22 protein-coding genes are annotated in these 18,376 nt (G+C 68.3%); 10 read left to right on the forward strand and 12 right to left on the reverse strand.

What is annotated here, in order from left to right:
- Window positions 1–11: 11 nt before the first annotated feature.
- On the reverse strand, window positions 12–359 hold the full coding sequence (locus QP552_RS15185) for a RidA family protein (protein ID WP_049426796.1): 348 nt from the start codon (window positions 357–359) through the stop codon (window positions 12–14).
- A gap of 192 nt (window positions 360–551) precedes the next feature.
- Here QP552_RS15185 and mprF point away from each other — a divergent pair, with 192 nt between their 5' ends.
- Window positions 552–3,116 (forward strand): bifunctional lysylphosphatidylglycerol flippase/synthetase MprF, encoded by a 2,565-nt coding sequence (gene mprF / locus QP552_RS15190; RefSeq protein WP_111110914.1) that lies wholly within the window; start codon window positions 552–554, stop codon window positions 3,114–3,116.
- Window positions 3,117–3,196: 80 nt separating this feature from the next.
- Here the strand turns inward: mprF and QP552_RS15195 are convergent, their stop codons facing one another.
- The 4 genes from QP552_RS15195 to QP552_RS15210 all read right to left on the reverse strand — a co-directional run bounded on the left by QP552_RS15195 (window position 3,197) and on the right by QP552_RS15210 (window position 6,061).
- Window positions 3,197–4,543 carry an AcvB/VirJ family lysyl-phosphatidylglycerol hydrolase gene (locus QP552_RS15195; RefSeq protein ID WP_286073982.1) on the reverse strand — a complete coding sequence of 449 codons (1,347 nt, stop codon included), beginning with the start codon at window positions 4,541–4,543 and terminating at the stop codon, window positions 3,197–3,199.
- A gap of 78 nt (window positions 4,544–4,621) precedes the next feature.
- Window positions 4,622–5,239 (reverse strand): DUF998 domain-containing protein, encoded by a 618-nt coding sequence (locus tag QP552_RS15200; protein WP_286073983.1) that lies wholly within the window; start codon window positions 5,237–5,239, stop codon window positions 4,622–4,624.
- A complete protein-coding gene (locus QP552_RS15205; protein WP_049402330.1) occupies window positions 5,236–5,409 on the reverse strand; it encodes an oxidoreductase-like domain-containing protein in 174 nt (57 codons plus the stop codon). The genes QP552_RS15200 and QP552_RS15205 overlap by 4 nt, the downstream gene beginning before the upstream one ends.
- A gap of 49 nt (window positions 5,410–5,458) precedes the next feature.
- Window positions 5,459–6,061: a hypothetical protein gene (locus tag QP552_RS15210; protein WP_111110920.1), complete on the reverse strand. Its 603-nt coding sequence runs from the start codon at window positions 6,059–6,061 to the stop codon at window positions 5,459–5,461.
- 240 nt (window positions 6,062–6,301) lie between these two features.
- Between QP552_RS15210 and QP552_RS15215 the strand changes: the two genes are divergently transcribed.
- A complete protein-coding gene (locus QP552_RS15215; RefSeq protein ID WP_286073984.1) occupies window positions 6,302–7,453 on the forward strand; it encodes a tetratricopeptide repeat protein in 1,152 nt (383 codons plus the stop codon).
- Between the two features lie 6 nt (window positions 7,454–7,459).
- Here the strand turns inward: QP552_RS15215 and QP552_RS15220 are convergent, their stop codons facing one another.
- Complete coding sequence (locus QP552_RS15220; RefSeq protein ID WP_005414225.1) at window positions 7,460–7,795, reverse strand: zinc ribbon domain-containing protein YjdM; 336 nt, start codon at window positions 7,793–7,795, stop codon at window positions 7,460–7,462.
- 191 nt (window positions 7,796–7,986) lie between these two features.
- Here QP552_RS15220 and QP552_RS15225 point away from each other — a divergent pair, with 191 nt between their 5' ends.
- The 3 genes from QP552_RS15225 (at window position 7,987) to QP552_RS15235 (ending at window position 10,063) form a co-directional block, all read left to right on the forward strand.
- A complete protein-coding gene (locus QP552_RS15225) occupies window positions 7,987–9,348 on the forward strand; it encodes an Hsp70 family protein (protein ID WP_111110924.1) in 1,362 nt (453 codons plus the stop codon).
- Between the two features lie 263 nt (window positions 9,349–9,611).
- Window positions 9,612–9,869, forward strand: coding sequence for a YkgJ family cysteine cluster protein (locus QP552_RS15230; protein ID WP_345782984.1), 258 nt, complete (start codon window positions 9,612–9,614; stop codon window positions 9,867–9,869).
- Window positions 9,870–9,880: 11 nt separating this feature from the next.
- Window positions 9,881–10,063 carry a hypothetical protein gene (locus QP552_RS15235; protein WP_005410566.1) on the forward strand — a complete coding sequence of 61 codons (183 nt, stop codon included), beginning with the start codon at window positions 9,881–9,883 and terminating at the stop codon, window positions 10,061–10,063.
- A 49-nt stretch (window positions 10,064–10,112) separates the two neighbouring features.
- Here QP552_RS15235 and QP552_RS15240 read toward each other — a convergent pair whose 3' ends face one another.
- The 3 genes from QP552_RS15240 to QP552_RS15250 are packed head-to-tail and all read right to left on the reverse strand — an operon-like array spanning window position 10,113 to window position 12,113.
- Window positions 10,113–10,994: a DUF4097 family beta strand repeat-containing protein gene (locus QP552_RS15240; protein WP_049426787.1), complete on the reverse strand. Its 882-nt coding sequence runs from the start codon at window positions 10,992–10,994 to the stop codon at window positions 10,113–10,115.
- Window positions 10,995–11,004: 10 nt separating this feature from the next.
- Window positions 11,005–11,538 (reverse strand): hypothetical protein, encoded by a 534-nt coding sequence (locus QP552_RS15245; RefSeq protein ID WP_286073986.1) that lies wholly within the window; start codon window positions 11,536–11,538, stop codon window positions 11,005–11,007.
- Window positions 11,535–12,113, reverse strand: a complete 579-nt coding sequence (locus tag QP552_RS15250; RefSeq protein WP_057500355.1) for a sigma-70 family RNA polymerase sigma factor — start codon at window positions 12,111–12,113, stop codon at window positions 11,535–11,537. The genes QP552_RS15245 and QP552_RS15250 overlap by 4 nt, the downstream gene beginning before the upstream one ends.
- Window positions 12,114–12,239: 126 nt before the next feature.
- Between QP552_RS15250 and QP552_RS15255 the strand changes: the two genes are divergently transcribed.
- Together QP552_RS15255 and QP552_RS15260 are read left to right on the forward strand one after the other, a co-directional pair.
- Window positions 12,240–12,419 carry a hypothetical protein gene (locus tag QP552_RS15255; RefSeq protein ID WP_106551099.1) on the forward strand — a complete coding sequence of 60 codons (180 nt, stop codon included), beginning with the start codon at window positions 12,240–12,242 and terminating at the stop codon, window positions 12,417–12,419.
- 36 nt (window positions 12,420–12,455) lie between these two features.
- Complete coding sequence (locus tag QP552_RS15260; protein WP_106551098.1) at window positions 12,456–13,049, forward strand: mechanosensitive ion channel family protein; 594 nt, start codon at window positions 12,456–12,458, stop codon at window positions 13,047–13,049.
- A gap of 42 nt (window positions 13,050–13,091) precedes the next feature.
- On the opposite strand, the gene QP552_RS15265 is transcribed toward QP552_RS15260, so the two are convergent.
- Window positions 13,092–13,358 carry a DksA/TraR family C4-type zinc finger protein gene (locus QP552_RS15265; RefSeq protein WP_111110932.1) on the reverse strand — a complete coding sequence of 89 codons (267 nt, stop codon included), beginning with the start codon at window positions 13,356–13,358 and terminating at the stop codon, window positions 13,092–13,094.
- A gap of 170 nt (window positions 13,359–13,528) precedes the next feature.
- Window positions 13,529–14,086, reverse strand: a complete 558-nt coding sequence (locus QP552_RS15270; protein WP_106551002.1) for a DUF2058 domain-containing protein — start codon at window positions 14,084–14,086, stop codon at window positions 13,529–13,531.
- Window positions 14,087–14,148: 62 nt separating this feature from the next.
- Here QP552_RS15270 and QP552_RS15275 point away from each other — a divergent pair, with 62 nt between their 5' ends.
- From QP552_RS15275 to QP552_RS15285, 3 genes are all read left to right on the forward strand, one after another.
- A complete protein-coding gene (locus QP552_RS15275; protein ID WP_014038064.1) occupies window positions 14,149–14,649 on the forward strand; it encodes a M48 family metallopeptidase in 501 nt (166 codons plus the stop codon).
- Between the two features lie 47 nt (window positions 14,650–14,696).
- Window positions 14,697–15,395 (forward strand): RNA pseudouridine synthase, encoded by a 699-nt coding sequence (locus QP552_RS15280; RefSeq protein WP_106551003.1) that lies wholly within the window; start codon window positions 14,697–14,699, stop codon window positions 15,393–15,395.
- 153 nt (window positions 15,396–15,548) lie between these two features.
- A complete protein-coding gene (locus QP552_RS15285; protein ID WP_286073988.1) occupies window positions 15,549–17,114 on the forward strand; it encodes a phospholipase D family protein in 1,566 nt (521 codons plus the stop codon).
- An 8-nt stretch (window positions 17,115–17,122) separates the two neighbouring features.
- Here the strand turns inward: QP552_RS15285 and QP552_RS15290 are convergent, their stop codons facing one another.
- Window positions 17,123–18,199, reverse strand: a complete 1,077-nt coding sequence (locus QP552_RS15290) for an HDOD domain-containing protein (protein WP_111110934.1) — start codon at window positions 18,197–18,199, stop codon at window positions 17,123–17,125.
- Between the last annotated feature and the right edge of the window lie 177 nt (window positions 18,200–18,376).

The following is an 18,376-nucleotide window of genomic DNA, read 5'->3' on the forward strand; positions in this document are numbered from 1 at the left end:
CCGCAAGACGGTTACGGCACCGCTGCCGTCACTACGATCTCGACCTTCCACTCGGCGTGGGCCAGCTTGGCCTCGACCGTGGCGCGAGCCGGGGTCGCACCTTCCACCACCCACTCATCCCATGCCTTGTTCATGCCGTCGAAGTCGGCCATGTCGGCCAGAAACACTTCGGCGCGCAGCACATGCTGGCGATCACTGGCCACCAGCGCCAGCAGCTTGTCGATCTCCGCCAGCACCTGCCGGGTCTGCCCGGTGATGTCCTGGCTGGTGTCTTCCGGAATCTGGCCGGAGAGGTAGGCGACCTTGTTGTACACGGTCATTTCGGACATGCGCGGTCCGACGTCGTAACGCTCCATCATGGGCGTGGCTCCTGCGGGTGATCAGGCCTGCATTGTCCTCCAAACCGGTCAACAATGGGTGCAGGGCAGCCGTCCACGCACGGTCACTACCGGCTTCCGACAGCGACGCTGGTCAAATGCCAGCGACAGGCGCACGATGCGCCACGGCTGCATTGACACCGCCCTCGCCCTCCCTGACGCACGCTTGCGCCGATGACCGAAACCACCGAACCCGCCACCGCTCCCTCCACCCCGGCATGGAAGCGGGTCCTCACCATCGTCGTCCCGCTGCTGATCCTTGCGCTGGCGCTGCACGGCCTGGCCAACGAGTTCGATGAGAACGGCTACCGCGCGATCCGCCATGCCTTCCACCAGCTCAGTGGCACGCAGATCGCGCTTACTGTCGTGCTGGGCCTGGCCAGCTATGCCTGCCTGATCGGTTTTGATGCCATCGGCCTGCGCCGCAGCGGCATCCGCGTGCATCCGGCGCGCATCGGCATTACGGCATTCCTGGCGCACACGCTCGGCCAGACCGTGGGCTTTGCCGCGCTGACCGGCGGTGCGGTGCGCCTGCGCGGCTACCGCACCGCCGGCCTGGACCTGGCGCAGATCGGCCAGGTCGTGCTGATGAGCACGCTCGGCTTCGTATTCGGCGCCTGGCTGCTGATCAGCGTGGCGCTGTGCATGGAACCGGCGGCCGCGGCACTTGCACTGCCACTGGACCCGGATGCGGTGCGCGTGGTCGGCATCGTCGCGCTAGTGGCCTATGCGGCCACCCTGCTGCTGGTCGGCCGCGATGGGCGTCAGTTCAGCGTGTTCGGCCATGCGCTGTGGCTGCCCGACCGCCGCACCATGATCGGCGTCACCGTGCTCAGCGTGATTGAGCTGGTACTGGCCAGCGCCGCGTTCTATGTGTTGCTGCCGGACTCGACGCCGACCGGCCTGCCCGGCTTCGTTGGCCTGTACCTGGTCGCGGTGCTGGCCGGACTGGTTTCGACCGTGCCCGCCGGCCTCGGCGTGTTCGAATGGAGCCTGCTGAAGCTGCTGCCACAGGTCGCACCAGCTGCGGTGCTGGCTGCGGCGTTGATCTACCGCGTCACCTACTACGTGCTTCCGCTGCTGCTGGCCACCCTGCTGGCGCTGGCGCCGGCGCTGCGGCAACCGCTGCAGGCCAGTGCCGGGGCAACCCGTGCCGGCTGGAACGCATTGCGACCGTGGCTTCCGCAGATCATCGCGCTGGCGGTGTTCAGCATCGGTGCTGCACTGGTCATCGATGGCACCTTGCCCACGCCGCGCCGCCACCTGGTCAACGCATCACTGCCGATCCTGGAAACGTCCCATCTGATCGGCAGCCTCAGCGGCGTCGCCCTGTTGCTGATCGGCCAGGGCCTGGCCCGGCGCAGCCATGCCGCGTGGATGCTGGCGATGGCCGTGTGCGTGATCACCCCGTTGCCACTGTGGCTGCGCGGTGGCCAACCGTTGATCGCGGTCTCCGCCCTGCTGGTGGCGATGGCGCTGTGGGCCGCGCGCCGCGAGTTCTATCGCCAGGGTGCGCTGCTGGATGAAGCATGGTCGTGGCCATGGCTGCGCAACCTCGGCCTGGTGCTGGTGGCGGTCACCTGGCTGTTGTTCTTCACCTACAGCCATGTCGAATACCAGAACGAGCTGTGGTGGCAGTTTGCGATATCCGGCAACGCACCGCGTGCACTGCGCGCCCTGCTGGTGGTGGCCATTGCACTGGTGATGTTCGGCCTGGCGCGGCTGCTGCACAGCACCCGCAGCCCGCTACCACCGGCCGACGAAGCCACGTTGCAGTCACTGGCTCCGGTCCTGGCCGGTGCCACCGACACCCAGGCCTGCCTGGTGCTGACCGCCGACAAGGCGGTGCTGCGCGATGACGCGAAGCAGGGCTTCGTGATGATGCAGCGCTACGGCGGATCGCTGATCGCGATGGGCGATCCGGTCGGCCCGCCCGAGGTCGCGCGCGCGCTGATCTGGCGCTTCCGCGAGGAAGCCGACCGGCTCGGCCTGCGCCCCGTGTTCTACCAGATCGGCGAGACGTACTGGCAGACCTATCTCGACCTTGGCTTGGGCCTGGTCAAGCTGGGCGAAGAAGCGATCGTGCCACTGCACGACTTCGGCCTGGAAGGCCGCGAACGCGCCGACCTGCGCCAGGCCTGGAACCGCGGCAAGCGCGGCGGCCTGTCGTTCCGCGTGGCACCGGTGGAAGAGGTTCCCAGCCTGCTTCCGCGCCTGCACGCGATCTCCAACGCGTGGCTGGAAGACAAGGCCGGCGACGAGAAGGGTTTCTCGCTGGGCAGCTACGATCCGGATTACCTGGCGCGCTTCCCGGTGGCACTGGTCGAAGCCGAGGGCCAGATCGTGGCATTCGCCAACCTATGGCAGGCACCGGCCGGTGCCGAGCTGTCGGTGGACCTCATGCGCCACGTCAACGAGGCACCAAAGGGCACGATGGACTTCCTGTTCATCGAGCTGTTCCTGTGGGGACGCGCGCAGGGCTATGCGCGGTTCTCGCTGGGCATGGCGCCGCTGTCCGGGCTGGCCCAGCACCGCCTGGCTGGGCGCTGGAACCGGCTGGCCGGCCTGCTGGCGCGGCATGGCGAACGCTTCTATGGATTCAGTGGCCTGCGCCGGTTCAAGTCGAAGTTCGACCCGCAGTGGCGGCCGCGTTACCTGGCCGCGCCGGGCGGCATGCACCTGCCGGCGGCGCTGCTGGATGCCACGCGGCTGATCTCGCTGGACCCGCGGCGGAACTGACGCGCCGACCCGCCGGGCATGGCCCGGCGCTACCAACTCGCTCTGGTGGGTGCGAACCGTTGGTTCGCACGCCCTCCGCTTTACGCGCCGCCCTTGAGGATCACTTCGGCCAGGCGGTCGTAATCGCCATTGAAGTGATGGTCGCCCGGCAGCTTCACCTTCTGCACGCCGTCGTTGGCCGGCAGGTCCGGGCACAGCGCATCGTCATCCTTGTCGCCATACACGCAGAGGGTCTTCGCCGCCGGCAGCTTCGCCACTTCCGGCGCGATCGGTAGGCCGTCGCCGCCGCCACCCAGCCAGTTGCTGACATGGAATTCGAAGTCAGCCTTCTTGCCCACCGACAGCAGCACGATGCGGTCCAGCGCGTCACGTGTGCCGGCATCAAGCTGGTTGATGGTGGCCGGCAGCACGTCGGCGCCCTGCGAGAAACCGATCAGCATCACCTTGTCGCGATGCCACTGCTGGCGGTAGTGATCGATGATCTTCTGCAGGTCAGTGGCGAAGCCCTTCGGCGTGCGCTCGCTCCAGAAGTAGCGCAGCGAGTCGATGCCGACCACGGCCACGCCATGCTCGTTGAGCGACGATGCCACGTCCTTGTCCAGGCCGGCCCAGCCGCCATCGCCGGAAACGAACACGGCCAGCGTGTCGCCATTACCGGCAGCGGGTACCTCCACCACGGGCAGGCCCTTCAGCGCGGCCGGAGGCGGTGCCAGGCTGACGCCCACCTGCGCGCCCATCACCCGCGCCGCCGCCACCAGGCCCGGTGAAGCATCGCCGCGTGCGGTGCGCTTGAACTCGCGTGCCATCGCCACCTGCTGCACGAAGCGGCTGGCCTCGCCAACCTTGCAGCCATGGTCGCCGGCGGCGCTCAGCCACGGAAAATTCAACTCGGCAGGCTGCAGCTTGTTGTGCTTCACACCGTCGCCGCAGACCATGCGCTCGTGGCTGTGGTCCGGGCAGAAGCCGGTGGTCAGCAGGCCAGCGAACACCTGGGTGTCGGCCTGTGCGGCCAGCGTGTAGGCCATCTCGGCGCCTTCGCCATCACCACCGACCAGCGGCAGGTGGTAGCCGGGCAGATGCAGGGAGGCCTGCAACCAGCGCGAGAAGTTCTCGACGTCGCCGGAACCGAACGAACAGGTCGGATCACCCTCGCGCTTGAGCACGCTGCGCAGGTGCGCGATGTCCACCGCAGCGACCATCGCGCCATCGGCACGCAGGGCCTCGATCGGAAGGCGGCTGGTATCACCACCGGCGGTGGGTTCATGGAACCAGATCACCACCCGCTGCGGCGTACCGGCCGGCATGTGCACCGGAATCTGCTCGAACCGCCCGTGGCTGAACTGCTGCACGTTGGCCGCCGCCATTGCCGGCAGCGCTGCCAGCGCCAGAACCACACCCATTGCCCTGCCCAGCCCTGCACGCTTCATATCGCATCCCCGATGGAATGCGCACACGATACGCCGCCGCCGCGTGCACGGCACGTACCGGCGCAGGCCGTTGGGGATTCAGTGGGCCGCGGTACGGCGGCTGCGCCGGTACAGCGCCAGCGCCAGGTACAACAGCCAGCCCACGATCACGACGATCACGGCCTTCTGGCCCAGCCCGCGCGGCGGGCCGGCGCGCCACAACACATGCAGCCACAGCAGTACGAACGCCAGCCAGGCCCAGCCCCAGAGCAGGCCGGCGGCGGATTGCCAGCCCGGTTCACGGCGCAGGTACCAGGCCTGCAGCAGCATGCCCACGCTGGCACACAGGAACGCGGTGTTGGCCGCCAACCCATGGATGAACGGTGCAAGCAGCGGAGTCGCTTCAGGCAGCCAGCTGTCACCGATGGCGACCGTCGCCAGCCCCAGTGCAGAGACAGTGAACAACAGCGGCGCCGCCGCACTGCGCCGCGGGCCGATGCTGCCGCGATACAGCGCCATGCCAAGAACCGCGATGGCCAACGCCAGCAGGCAGTACGCAGCGCGCAGCGCCAACCCCCACGGCCCGTGCAGGTAGAGGCTGAGCGTGGCCCGCACCCAGTCCAGATCGCTGCGTGCGAACTGGGTCCACAGCGCGGTGGCGACGAACAGCAGCAACGCCACCAGTGCCAGCACTGCCGCCGGGCGTGCACGGTTCATGGCGTTGCCTCCGGATGCCGTGCCTTCCATTCGGCCAGCGCCTTGCGATAGCGCTGCAGCTCATCGGCATACAGATCCAGCACGCACAGCGGACAGCCGCTGCCACAGCACTCGTTGGGACCGGGCTCTTCGGGGGGCAGCGGGCGGGGATCGGGATCAGGGACGGACACAGTCGGAAGCGGCAATCGGTGGAAGCAGGCTCCAGTGTACCGGGCCGGCTCAGCGGGCCAGCTGCCGGCGCAGGTTTTCCCGCGCGGCCGCGTCCAGGCGCTGGTGGAAGAAGTCGCTGAGGAAGATGCGCGGCGCACGCAGCAGCCCCTGCAGGAAACGGCGACGCCCGGCGCGGTACAGGAAGCCCGGCACGACCCCCTTGTACTCTTCGGCCACGCCACGATCGTAAGCGGCGAACACCGGCTCGGGCGCGGCCAGGATCGCCATGTCGCAGTCCAGGAACAGCGCCGCCTCGGCATCAACGTCGCCCGGGCCCAGATCGCCATGGCGGGCGGTCAGCAGGATCAACTGCTCGACCCGTGCGGCGTCGACGCCGGCCAGTTCCGGGGCCCGTGCGATCGCCTGCAGGGCCAGCGCCGCCGAACGCGCTTCGTTGTCCTTGCGCCCCGCCACATAGATCGCGTCGTGGTAGAGCACGGCCAGGTACACCTCGGCGGGCCCCTGCCAGCCCGGGCCGTCAGCCACGTCCTGGCAGTGCTGCAGCACCGCGCGTACGTGTCCGAAGTGGTGGTAGGCGCGGGGCGGCGTTGCGTAGCTGTCCTGCAGCGCCTGCCACTGCGCTGGAGCCAGCGTCAGCGGAGAGAAATCCATACCCGGATCATCCCGCCTGCGCTGCCCTGCGGCAAGCTGGCTGTTTTTTCACCACGCACTCACAACGCTTGCCCGGTGAGGCCTGGACGCGGTTGTCCACAGCTTTGTCGAGCGCTGGTCCACATCGGTTGTGGATGAAACGCCGTGCCGGCCACGCGCCGACCAACGGTCACTGCGGCGCGGCGCCGCCGGGTCTACACTCGCTGCAGGCGGGAGCGCCCGCCGCTGCCGGGAACTGTCATGTACCGCCCTGCCGCCCGCATCTTCGTCCTGGCCCTGGCCGCCTTGATGGCCGCGCCACTCTGCGCACAGGACCACCCGCGCACCGATGCAATCCCGCCCATCGGAAGCATCACCCCGGTGGAGATTCCCTCACCGGAACAGGTCTTCGCGATTCCTCCCGCAATGCGCGCGATGCTGCAGGCGCAGGTGATGGACCGCAGTTCATCGCGCGAGCAGCGGCTGCAGGCGCTGGTGGAAATGATCTTCGGCCGCCAGGGACTGGACCTGCAGTACGACGCGAACGCGACCTACACCGTGGGCGAAGTCTGGCAGCAGCGCCGCGCCAACTGCCTCGCCTTCACCCTGATGTTCGTGGCACTGGCGCGCGAGGCTGGCATCCAGGCCCGCGTGCAGGAAGTCGGCCAGGTCGTGTCCTGGTACCAGGACCAGGACGCCGGTGTGGTCTACAGCGTGGGCCACGTCAACGCGGGCGTGGAGATCGCGGGGCGTTACGCCACGGTCGACCTCGATCGCAACGTGCTCTACGACCGCCATGGCCCGCAGCCGGTCAGCCGCGCGCGCGCACTGGCCCACTTCTACAACAATCGTGGTGCCGAACGCATGGCCGATGGAGACCTCGTCGGCGCCCGCGCGTTCTTCGATGCCGCGGTCGTGCAGGACCGCGCGTTCCCCTCGGTCTGGAACAACCTGGGCGTGCTCGACAACCGTGAGGGCAACACCGATGCGGCGCGGCAGGCACTCGACCGCGCCCTGCGCCTGGACGGCCGCCATGATGCGGCGCTGACCAATGCCAGCGCGTTGTATCGGCGGCTTGGGCTGGATGCGCAGGCCAAGGCCCTGGAGCGACGCTTGAAGTCGGTGCAGCGTGAGGACCCGTTCGCGCAGTACATGCTGGGCACGCAGGCCGAGCAGGCCGGAAGGCTGGCCGAAGCCATCCGCCATTACCGGCAGGCCGTGCGCCTCTATGACACCGCGCACCAGTTCCACTTCGGGCTGGCGCGCGTGTATTTCCTGTCCGGCCAGCTCGAGCGCGCCGACCGTGAACTGACCCGCGCGCAGCTTCTGGGCGGTGCACCGGAGCAGGCACGCTACCAGGCCAAGCTGGACAGCCTGGCCCGCTGGCGCGCGCAGCAGCAGGCCAGGCGCTGAGACCGATCAGGCCTTCTTGAGGAAGCAGGTCTTCAGGACCAGGCCCTTGATCTTGTCCGAGTTGCCTTCGATGTGCTCGGCATCATCTTCGACCAGGCGGATGTTGCGGATCACGGTGCCCTGCTTGAGCGGGATCGAAGACCCCTTCACCTTCAGGTCCTTGATCACGGTGACGGTGTCGCCGGCCTGCAGGGTATTGCCGTTGCTGTCACGCACGACCAGGGTCGAACCGGCGCTTTCCTCGGCGGTCCATTCGAAACCGCAATCGGCGCAGATCCACAGCGCGCCATCGGCATAGGTATTTTCCAGGGTGCACTGCGGGCAGGCGGGAACAGACGACATCGGCAAGTACCTCAAAGTGAATCAACAGCGGCCATTGTAACCGCCCGGCTCCCCGGGCCTTTTTCGGGCAGTACCCGGCTGCTCCTCGAGCCAGTCAGAATTTCCGAACCGGAACCGGAAGCTGCGGGAACTTGCAGTCCGCGGCGAACTGCAGCAGAGTGCGCGGCCCCTGATCGCCCCCGGAACTCCCCATGCGCCTCGGCATCGACTTTGGTACCAGCAACTCCGCCGCCGCCATCGTGCATGAGGGGAAACTGCTGCCGATCCGTTTCGGCGACGCCGAGCAGTTCCGCACCAGCGTGTACTTCCCTGGCGTGGTGCCCGACCCGGACGACTTCCAGCTCGATGACGGCCAGGAACACCAGCTGCAGCAGATGATCGACAGCGCCGCGCGTGCAGCCCGTGCCGCCGGCCAGGAACGCACGCCGCAGGCGCTGCGCCGCGAAGCCCTGCGCGCCCTGCGCCGTGAATGGATGGAGGCCCGCGCCGGCCAGGAACGCAGCGCCAGCGACCTGCTGCAGAACGCGGTCTACGGCGACGAAGCGCTGGAAGCCTATTTCGAGGAACACGAAGGCAACCTGGTGCAGAGCCCGAAGTCGATGCTCGGCTACAACCTGCACCCGCGTGCGAAGCAGACCATCACCGGCATCGCCGCGCACATCCTCGAACACATCCGCCTGACCGCCAGCGCCCAGCTTGGCCAACCCCTGCGCTCGGCCCTGCTCGGGCGCCCGGTGCAGTTCCGCAGCTCGATCGGCGCGGCCGGCAACGACCAGGCGCTGGACATCCTGCGCGAGGCCGCCACCCAGGCCGGCTTCGACCAGATCGATTTCCTCGAAGAACCCGCCGCGGCGGCCATGCACTACCACGCCGAAAGCCGCGAGCGGCACCAGGCGGTGATCGTCGACATCGGCGGCGGCACCACCGATATCGCGCATGCCGAAGTCGGCGGCGACGATGCCCCGCGCATCCACCGTGCCTGGGGTATCGCCCGCGGCGGTACCGACATCGACCTGGCGCTGAGCCTGTCCAGCTACATGCCGCTGTTCGGCCGCGGCATCACCCGCGTGCCGGCCCACCACTATGTGGAAGCGGCCACCGTGCAGGACATGACCCGCCAGCGCGAGTTCCGCCTGCACAAGTACGACCATGTGGACGCACCGTGGGGCGACCGCCTGCAGGCGCTGCAGGACACCGGCAATACCGCCCGCCTGTACCGCGATGTCGAACGCGCCAAGATCGCCCTGAGCGCTGCCAGCGAGCACCGCAGCACGCTGGACTACATCGCCCGCGATCTGCATGCCGACAGCAGCGCCGACGGCCTGGCCGCCGCCGCCCATGGCTACCTTGAGCAGATCCGCGAACTGCTGGCCCAGGTCCGCAGCGACATCGGTGGCGACCCGGATGCGGTGTTCCTGACCGGCGGCATGTCCCGTGCCGGCTACCTGCGCCAGGCCGTGGCCGAAGCCTTCCCGGGCGCCCGCATGGTCCACGGCGAACCCTCGCTGGGCGTGGTCCAGGGCCTGGCGCTGGCGGCAGCCAGCCAGGATTAACAAAACGTTACGCGGTCTAAGTTACTCTTGGTCGGCTAGATCCCAGCTGCACCTTCCACCGGCCACGCCGGTGTGTCCACCGTGCAGCCCGGCCCGCCCTGCGGGCCTAGCGGCCATGCCTTCCTGGCTCGTTCATGGTCCGCGTACTACCGGAGCCGCCATCGAGACCCGCTTTGGGCACCCGCCAGGCCCCTGAGGCCTTACAACCTGACGCAACACCTGCACCCATCGACTGCCGCCGTTGTGACGCGGTCTGTTGCCGGCTGCCCGTTCTGCTGCAGCCCGGCGACCAGGTGCCCGGCCAGTTCCTCTCGCGCGACGCGCACGGCCATGCCGTGATGGCGCGCAACGAGGAAGGCTGGTGCGCGGCGATCGATCCCTATCACCTGCGCTGCACGATCTATTCGCAGCGCCCGGCGATCTGCCGCCAGTTTTCGATGGGCGGCGATGACTGCCGCCGCGAGCGGCAGGACTACCTGCACCAGGCCGATGCCTGGGCGCTTTCCTCCCCTTCCACCTGACAGGAGCAACCATGCCCCGCAAGGCAAAGACCCCCGCGAAGGCCAGCAACAGCATCCGCAGCGAACGCAAGGGCGCGGCCGCCAGCACCGTGGTCAGCAGCGATTCGATCGCTTCGGACCTGGCAGCGTTCCGCAAGGCCGGTGGCAAGATCGAAGTCCTCGGCACCACCTGGGCGCTGAAGAAAGCCAGCTGACCCAGCTCCGACCGCGGCGGCGCTGCCGCCGCGGCCTGCCGGACCGTGCTCAGCGGTCCAGCCGCACCCGCACACTGCCCGAATGCGACTGGATGCGGATGTCTCCATCACCGCCGCCCAGACGCGTATCGAGATGGCTGCCCGGCCCATAGCGCGGCCGCTCCACCTGACCGGCATCGCTGTTGATCGAGCCGCTGAAGCTGTTCACCGACAGCTGTGCCGACACCGTGCGCGGCAGGCTCAGCGTGACCGAGGCACTGACCGATTCGACATTGATGCGGCCGCCGGGCGCCAATCCGGCTGCTGCCAGGTCGATGCTGCCCGAGACGGTCTCCACCGCCAGCCGCTGCACGCGCCCGGCGTCGACCTCGACCCGTCCGGACACCGTCTGCGCACCGATATCGCCGGATACCCCACCGCCGGCCTCGATCCGGCCACTGACGGTGTTCACATCCAGCTTCGGCGTCTGCAGGCGTGCGCTGACGCTGCCACTGACCGTGTTGAGCTTGCTGTCGCCACTGCGGCCAGCCGCGCTCAGGCTGCCGCTGACCGTGTCGGCCTGCAGCCGTCGCACGTCGATGCCGCTGATGTCCTGGCTGGCGCTGACCGTGCTCAACAACAATTCCACCGAGCGCGGCACGTTCAGCACCAGCGTGGCCCCACCGTTGTTGTTGCGGCGCGGGTATTCGATCTCCCAGCGAACGCGGTTGGCGCTTTTCTCCTGGCGCAGCTGCAGGCCGTCGCTGAGCGTTCCGGTCAGCTGCACGTCATTCCGGTCCCAACCACGCACGGTCACCTTGCCGGCGACGTTGCTCAGCTCGATGCGACCGCCCGCGGCCAGGGTATGGCGCTCGTCGATGCGGGTATCGGCCAGCGCCACGGCAGGGGCCAGCAGCAGCGCGACACAGCAGGAAATCAGGGTTCGGGTCATGGGGGTCTCCTCAGGTCGTCAAGCCGGACTCGGCGGCATAGGCCGCCTGCCGGGTCAGTTCCAGCCGCAGCGTGTAGGTACGCTTGAGCTGGCCAAGCAGGTGCGGCGCACGCGGGTCCTGCGCCAGGGCGGCACGGATCTGCGCCGCGCTTTCATCCAGTTCATGCAGGGCCGGCTGCCATTCCGGCGCCCGTCCATCGGGCAGCGCGGCCACGGCCTGCTGGTACTGCTCGGTCATCGCCGCGGCCTGCAGCTGCAGAGCGGACGGCACCGGCGTATCCGGCTGCGCATGCCGCCACGGCGCCACCGCATACAGTGCCAGGCTGGCAGCCAGGGCAGCACCGACCGGCAACCACCAGCGGCGCCGCGAACGCACCGGCAGGGCCACCACGTTGCCGGTGGTCACCGGAGCAGCCTGCGCTTCGCGTGGCGGCAGCCTGGCCGACAGGCGTGCCCAGCCATCGGCGGGTACATCGCGCTCGTTCGGCAGCGCGCGCAGCCGGGCCAGCAGGTCGTGATCGGAATCGTGTTCGTGTGTACTCATGTCATGTCTCCCAGCCGTGCGCGCAACAGGCCGCGCGCACGATGCAACTGTGCCTTGGAACTGCCGACAGCCATCTGCAGCTGCTCGGCGATTTCCTGGTGTTTCCAGCCTTCGATGTCGTGCAGTACCAGTACCGCACGCGCCCGTGGTGGCAGTGTCGACAATGCGCGCTCCAGGTCACGCTCGGTACCCGCGCAACGGTCATGCACCGCCAGTTCCTGCAGGCCACCGTCGATATCATCGAGGCTGTCGTGGTCCTGCCCGGCAGCGCGACCGCGCAGTTCCATCAGTGCGGCGTTGACCCCCAGCCGATGCAGCCAGGTCGACAGGCTGCTCTCGAAACGGAACCCTGGCAGGGCTTTCCAGGCCTGCAGGAAGGCCTCCTGCAGCGCATCCTCGGCACGTGCCTGCTGGCCGCCACACAACCGCCACAGGACAGCGAATACACGCGGCGCGTGACGCCGGTACAGCAGTTCATAGGCAGCGGTGTCGCCCGCGGCCGCCGCCCGCACCAGAGCGGGTTCGTCGACGGCGTCGTTGGCGGCAGGCGGCGCGGGCATGGTGGTGTCGAGCATATCCCTTGGATGCGGCGACCCGGAAAAAGGTTTAGAGCCGATCAACGGCCGATGCCATGCAACCTTTTCGACGGCTGCTGCATCCATGGAAGGTCCTTCGCGAATCTGCCGTCCAGGAGCTCTGTCATGTCCAGCCCATCCTGCGCCGCCTTGCTGGTGATCACCGCCTGCGTACTGCTGCAGGCATTGGGCCTGTCCTTGCAGCTGCGTCCAGACAACGGCCGCGCCTGCCTGCAGCAGCACCGCCAGGAACTGATCTGCCTGGCCTGGACCCCGGCGGTCGAATCCACTGCACGCGCCGGGTAACATCGAAGGCCGTTATTGCCACCTGTCGTCGCCCCCATGATGTTGTCGCTGAAGGATCACCTGCCGGCCTGGACCTACCCTTGGCTCCACGACGCGGGTATCGCCGTGAAGATCCTGCTCACCCTGCTGGCCGCGTGGCTGTTGCGGGTTCTGGCACGGCGCTTGATCCGCCGCTTCGCCGAGCACTACACACTGCCGCCGGAGATGGCGATGGGCGCGCGCCGGATCAGCAGTTTCGTGGTCTATTTCAGCGCAGTGCTGTATATCCTCAGCCTGCTCGGCGCATCGCCTTCGGTACTGTGGACCGCGTTCACCGGCTTCGCAGCCGTGGGCGCAGTGGCCTTTTTCGCGGCCTGGAGCGTGCTCTCCAACATCTTCTGCACGCTGCTGATCTTCACCACGCGTCCGTTCCGCCTGCATGACTACATCGAGGTACTGGAGAACGGCGAGAAGCCGGGCCTGAAGGGGCGGGTGATCGATGTGAACCTGATCTACACCACGCTGCAGGAAACCGGCGACGGCCACGAGGGCACCGTGCTGCAGCTGCCAAACAACCTGTTCTTCCAGCGCACGGTGCGCCGCTGGCGTGATCCGGCGCAGGCACCCGGCGGCATCCAGGGCGACGGCTGAGGGAGTTTTTCTTTGCAGGGCTTGCAGCCCTGCCGAACCCCCTTACCTCAGCTGGCTGTCCTTGCTGCCGCGCCGGTTGTAGCCGGCATGCGCCTGCGCTTCGTCGTCATGCGCCTGCTGGCACGCCACGCACAGCCGTACCCCGGGCACAGCCCGGCGCCGCGCCAACGGGATCGGCGCGTCGCATTCCTCGCAGTGTTCCAGACCCGGGCCCTCGCGCAGCTGGCGCCGCGCGCGGGCGATCGCATCGTCGACGGTGGCGTCGATCTGGTCCTGGACCGCGCCGTCTCCCGCCCAACCGGTGGCCATGGCCATCCTCCGCAGGTGTGTCGCCTGATATGGGGACGATACACCCGCGCCCAAAGGAGCAGACCTGGGTTGAGCCGAGCCATGCTCGGCGAGCCTTCAGCAAGCCGAGCAGGAAGTGGACGGATCCGACCAGGCCGATTGCGACTTAATCCCCTCCGTCCCCTTTTTGATTACCAGACCAGGTCGTCGGGTACCTGGAACTGGGCGTAGTAGGCGTCGTCCTCGGCGTTGCCGGTGGAGATCTCGGCAGTCGAGCCCGGCTGGCCGTGGTCGACGATGATCGCCTCCGGGGCGCGTTCACGTACCTTCTCGGCGGCGGCGCGCGGCAACAGGGCGTAACCGTCGCCGTGGGCAACGATGACCAGCACGCCGACCGACAGCGCCTTGCGCAGCTTGGGGTCGATCAGCAGGGTGCGGATCGCTGCGCCATCGCTGAAGCGGTACTCGTCGTCGCCCTTGTGGGGCACAGCGTGGGCGCTGATGATCTGCCGGGCCTGGGCTTTCTGTTCAGCCTGGCGGGCCTGCGCATTGCGCTCGGCGGCCAGCGCGCGGTCGCGCTCGATCTTTTCGACACGGGCGCGTTCGGCCTCGCGCTGGACCTCGGCCGAGGTCGATTCGGCCTTGCCCTGGCGGGCCTTGGCCTGCGCGCTCGCGGCGGCGCTTGCCTGGGACTTCTTGGCCAGGCCGGCCTTGAGCAATTGTTCCTGCAGCGCGTTGGGCTTTGCCATGGTCGATGCGTACCGCGTGTAATCTTGGATGCCCCATTCTACCGACGCCCCGCCGCCCCTGCATGGCAGTCCTGAAGTACCTCACCGGCTATCCCGAACCCCTGGTCGCCCAGGTCAGCGAACTGCTGGCGCAGGGCAAGCTCGGCCCCTGGCTGCAGCAGCGCTACCCCGACCCGCACGAGGTGCGCAGCGACCGCCAGCTGTACGACTACACCCAGGACCTGAAGGATCGCTACCTGCGCAAATCGGTGCCGCTCAACAAGGTCTGCTACGACAACACGCTGGAGGTGATCAAGCATGCGCTGGGCACCCACACCGCCATTTCCCGCGTGCACGGTGGCCGCCTCAAGGCCAGCCGCGAGATCCGCATCGCCACCGTGTTCCGCCAGGCCCCGGCGGCGTTCCTGCGCATGATCGTGGTGCACGAGCTGGCCCACCTGAAGGAAGCCGACCACAACAAGGCCTTCTACCAGCTGTGCCAGCACATGGAGCCGGATTACCTGCAGCTGGAGTTCGATACCCGCCTGTACCTGACCGAGCTGGCCAACCGCGGCCAGCGCTGACCGGCCGCAGCAGCTACACTGCGCGCCCCCTGCCCGACCTGCCCGCCATGGAACCGATCCGTCTCGACAAACACCTGTCCGCCCTGCTCGGTATCCCGCGCGGCGAAGCGCGGCGCTACATCGAGGGCGGCTGGGTGACGGTCAATGGCGACGTAGTGGAACAGCCGCAGCGCCCGGTCGATGACAGCGCGGTGATCGTAGTGGCGGAGCAGGCCAGCGATGAAAAGGCCGAACGGGCCAGCATGCTGCTGCACAAGCCCGCCGGTGTCGCCGCCGAAACCCTGTGCGCGCTGGTCAGCAGTGACAGCCGCAGCGAACTCGATGCCAGCGACATCCGCCCGCTGCAGCGGCATTTCCACGGCCTGCAGCTGGCCGCTGCACTTCCGGCCAGCGACAGCGGCCTGGTGGTGGTCAGCCAGGACCCCGCCACGCTGGCCCATCTGCAACGCAACCTGGGCCGCACCGAACAGGAATACCTGATCGAAGTGGCCGAGGGCGGCCCAGAGCGCGGGCCCTGGTTGATGGCGCGCTTGCAGCAGGAGGCCGGCGGCGGCAAGGTCAGCTGGCAGAGCGAACAGCGGCTGCGCTTCGCCGGCAAGGGGCTCACCGCCAAGGGCCTGCGTGCAGCGGTGACGGCCGCCGGGCTGCAGGTGACCGCGGTGCGCCGGCTGCGCATCGGCCGCGTGGCGCTGGGGCCGCTGCCGCCGGGCCAGTGGCGCTACCTGGGCAGCGACGAGCGCTTCTGAGGCTCCGGGGTCAGAGCCCTTTCCTGTGGAAAGGGATCCGCCCTCATCCGTGACGCCCGCCGGGGTCGGATCCCTTGCCGCAGGCAAGGGCTCTGACCCCAGATTGATCCTGCAGATCTTCTTCCACGCACGGCGTGGATCTACCATCGGGGCATGAGCCTGTCCAAGCCCTTATGGCGACGCCTGCTGCGCGTCGTTGCGATCGTCCTTGCCGTGCTGTTGTTGCTGGTCCTGTCCGGCCTGCTGCTGGCCGACCATCTCACCCCGCAGGCACGGGGCACGCCCTCGCAGGTGCTGCCGCTGCAGCCGGCACAGACCCGCATCGACCGGGAGATCGAGCCGCTGCAGGACGCCCATCCCGGCAAGTCCGGCGTGGCCTTCCTCAGTGATGGCATGGATGCCTTCGCCGCACGCGCGATGATCACCGCGCGGGCCGGCCGCAGCCTGGACCTGCAGTACTACATCTGGCACGACGACCTGATCGGCCACCTGATGGCCAAGGCGTTGTACGACGCCGCAGAGCGCGGCGTGCGCGTGCGCATCCTGCTCGACGACATGAACGCCAAGGACAAGGATGCGTTGATGATGGCGCTCGATGCGCATCCCAACATCGAGCTGCGCCTGTACAACCCGTTCCGCAACCGCAGTGGCATCGCGCGCACGCTGGAGCTGGTGCAACGCGCCTTCAGCGTGAACCACCGCATGCACAACAAGAGCTGGATCGCCGATGGCCGCATTGCGATCGTCGGTGGCCGCAACATCGGCGAGGAGTACTTCAGCGCGCGCAACGACGTGAACTTCCAGGATCTGGACCTGGTTGTGGCCGGGCCGGCGGTGCAGCAGGCCAGCCGGATCTTCGACGACTACTGGAACAGCAGCGCGGCCGTCCCGATTTCCGCGCTGGCCTCGTATACCGATGCACAGTTGCAGCAACTGGTACGCCAGTCGGACCTGGATGCGATGCATGCCAAGGCACAGCCCTACCTGCAACGCGTGGCCGAATCACGCCGCCTGCAACGCCCCAGCCCGGATCCGCTGCACTGGAGCGCAAACGTGCGCATCGCCTCCGATCCGCCGATGAAGCACCGTGGCGATGATCGCCGCAGCTGGCTGGTCAGCACCCTCAGCGACGAACTGCACAGCACCCGCAGCAGTGCGCTGTTGATCTCCCCCTACTTCGTGCCTGGCCATGATGGCGTGCAGGCGCTGTCGGCGCTGGCCGCGCGCGGTGCACAGGTTGGCGTGGTCACCAACTCGCTGGCCGCCAACGACGTGGCCGCAGTACACGGCGGCTACATGGGCTACCGCGTTCCGCTGCTGAAGGCCGGCGTGCAGCTGTACGAACTGAAGGCACACGGCAGGCCCGATACCAGCCTGTTCGGCAGCAGTGGCGCCAGCCTGCATACCAAGGCGTTCGTGGTCGATGACCGGCGCGGCTTCGTCGGCTCGTTCAACCTCGACCCGCGCTCGGCCTATCTCAATACCGAGATGGGCGTGCTGTTCGACGACCCCGTACTGGGGGCGCAGCTGCGCAACGAATACCTGCGCCTGGCCAGCCCGGAACACAGCTGGTGGCTGACGCTCGGTCACGACGATGACCTGCGCTGGCTGGAACGGCAGCCACCACCGCACTGGGTGGAACCAGAGCCCGGTGCCGGCCTCGGCAAGCGCTGGACCGCGCGGGTGATCAGCTGGCTGCCGGTGGAATCGCAGCTGTAACCCCACCCTCAGCGCACCGGACCGACCTCTTCCTGGCCGGCGTCATCCCGCGTCTCCACGCTGCGCCCATGCAGGCGCCGCCAGATCCAGCGCAGCGCGTGCGGCGGCGCCGACGGCAGTTGTTCGAGCAGGGCCAGCATGCGGCTCTGGCTGGCATGTCCATGCCGGCACAGCAGGCTGGCCGCCGCCGCAGCGCTGGCCAGACGCAGGCTGTCGGCGAGTGGGCCATCGGCCTCCGGCGCCAGTGCCTGGTGCACGGGCTCGGGCAGCTCCCAGGCTGCAGCCACGCGTTGTGCCAGCGGCAACGACCATTGCTGGAGCAGTTGCAGGGCCAGCGCCGGCTCCACGGTTTCGTCGCGCGCCTGCGCTTCCTGCAGCAACTGGCGCATCACCAGCGCTGATCCCAGCCCCTGCACCAGGCCCAGCCACTGCGCAGCGAAGGCATCACCGAAGGTGACCGTGCGCGCGTGATCGGCGGCCGCACGCGAAGCCAGCAGTGCGTGTTCCCAGATGATCGTGCTGAACTGCGGAAACATGCCGCACTGCACCTGCATCACCGGCTGCACCAGCACCGCGCTGATGATCTGGCGCACGCCCTCGGTACCGACCAGGGTCACCGCACGCTGCAGGCTTTCCACCGGCCGCTCATGCACCTTGTAGGCCGGGCTGTTGGCGATGCGCAGCAGATTGCCGGTCAGCACCGGGTCCTGGCCGATGATCGCCGCCATCACCCGTGCCGAGGCGGCATCGTCGTTGACGGTCTGGATCAGCTGCGGCAGCAGTTGCGGGCGCCGCGGCAGGTGCCGGGCGGCCCAGTCACGGTCCTGCAGCGCGCGCGCCACCGCTTCGCCCAGTGCCGGATCCTGGACGGGGGCAGGCTCGCCGGCCAGCCGTGGGTACAGGGCCAGTGCGTGCAGGCCGCGCTGCAGGTGCGCGGCGATCTCACCGGCCTGCAGGGCCTCGCCCTGCAGGCTGGCTGCGGCAGCAGCTACGGCCTGTCGCGATACGGCCGCCAGGCGCAGCGGAGCCGCCCCGGTCGACCGCGCCAGCCAGGCGCGCAGCGATCGCCACCAGGCCGGCCTCATCGCCGCCCGCCCTGTCGTTGTGGTGCCCTTGCCGTCACTGACCGCCCTGCCTCTTCACGCGAATCCGGCCACCCGCCGTCGTCGCAGCATCGGCCGCACTTTCATCTTCTTTAACCGGAAGGCCGCCGATGTCGACGGCAGCGGCCGGGGGAATGGACTAGAATGGCGCCGCGCGAC

This window comes from Stenotrophomonas sp. 59 (genome assembly GCF_030291095.1).
GTDB lineage: Bacteria > Pseudomonadota > Gammaproteobacteria > Xanthomonadales > Xanthomonadaceae > Stenotrophomonas > Stenotrophomonas maltophilia_Q.

Bases quoted from the DNA above. Each gene is read 5' to 3' on its own strand.
- QP552_RS15265 (WP_111110932.1), bottom strand. From the start codon at position 13,358: ATGGCCACCGGTTGGGCGGGAGACGGCGCGGTCCAGGACCAGATCGAC.
- QP552_RS15260 (WP_106551098.1), top strand. From the start codon at position 12,456: ATGATGTTGTCGCTGAAGGATCACCTGCCGGCCTGGACCTACCCTTGG.
- QP552_RS15290 (WP_111110934.1), bottom strand. From the start codon at position 18,199: ATGAGGCCGGCCTGGTGGCGATCGCTGCGCGCCTGGCTGGCGCGGTCG.
- QP552_RS15285 (WP_286073988.1), top strand. From the start codon at position 15,549: ATGAGCCTGTCCAAGCCCTTATGGCGACGCCTGCTGCGCGTCGTTGCG.
- QP552_RS15240 (WP_049426787.1), bottom strand. From the start codon at position 10,994: ATGACCCGAACCCTGATTTCCTGCTGTGTCGCGCTGCTGCTGGCCCCT.
- QP552_RS15255 (WP_106551099.1), top strand. From the start codon at position 12,240: ATGTCCAGCCCATCCTGCGCCGCCTTGCTGGTGATCACCGCCTGCGTA.
- QP552_RS15235 (WP_005410566.1), top strand. From the start codon at position 9,881: ATGCCCCGCAAGGCAAAGACCCCCGCGAAGGCCAGCAACAGCATCCGC.
- QP552_RS15195 (WP_286073982.1), bottom strand. From the start codon at position 4,543: ATGAAGCGTGCAGGGCTGGGCAGGGCAATGGGTGTGGTTCTGGCGCTG.
- QP552_RS15220 (WP_005414225.1), bottom strand. From the start codon at position 7,795: ATGTCGTCTGTTCCCGCCTGCCCGCAGTGCACCCTGGAAAATACCTAT.
- mprF (WP_111110914.1), top strand. From the start codon at position 552: ATGACCGAAACCACCGAACCCGCCACCGCTCCCTCCACCCCGGCATGG.
- QP552_RS15250 (WP_057500355.1), bottom strand. From the start codon at position 12,113: ATGCTCGACACCACCATGCCCGCGCCGCCTGCCGCCAACGACGCCGTC.
- QP552_RS15210 (WP_111110920.1), bottom strand. From the start codon at position 6,061: ATGGATTTCTCTCCGCTGACGCTGGCTCCAGCGCAGTGGCAGGCGCTG.
- QP552_RS15225 (WP_111110924.1), top strand. From the start codon at position 7,987: ATGCGCCTCGGCATCGACTTTGGTACCAGCAACTCCGCCGCCGCCATC.
- QP552_RS15270 (WP_106551002.1), bottom strand. From the start codon at position 14,086: ATGGCAAAGCCCAACGCGCTGCAGGAACAATTGCTCAAGGCCGGCCTG.
- QP552_RS15275 (WP_014038064.1), top strand. From the start codon at position 14,149: ATGGCAGTCCTGAAGTACCTCACCGGCTATCCCGAACCCCTGGTCGCC.
- QP552_RS15280 (WP_106551003.1), top strand. From the start codon at position 14,697: ATGGAACCGATCCGTCTCGACAAACACCTGTCCGCCCTGCTCGGTATC.
- QP552_RS15215 (WP_286073984.1), top strand. From the start codon at position 6,302: ATGTACCGCCCTGCCGCCCGCATCTTCGTCCTGGCCCTGGCCGCCTTG.
- QP552_RS15185 (WP_049426796.1), bottom strand. From the start codon at position 359: ATGATGGAGCGTTACGACGTCGGACCGCGCATGTCCGAAATGACCGTG.
- QP552_RS15200 (WP_286073983.1), bottom strand. From the start codon at position 5,239: ATGAACCGTGCACGCCCGGCGGCAGTGCTGGCACTGGTGGCGTTGCTG.
- QP552_RS15245 (WP_286073986.1), bottom strand. From the start codon at position 11,538: ATGAGTACACACGAACACGATTCCGATCACGACCTGCTGGCCCGGCTG.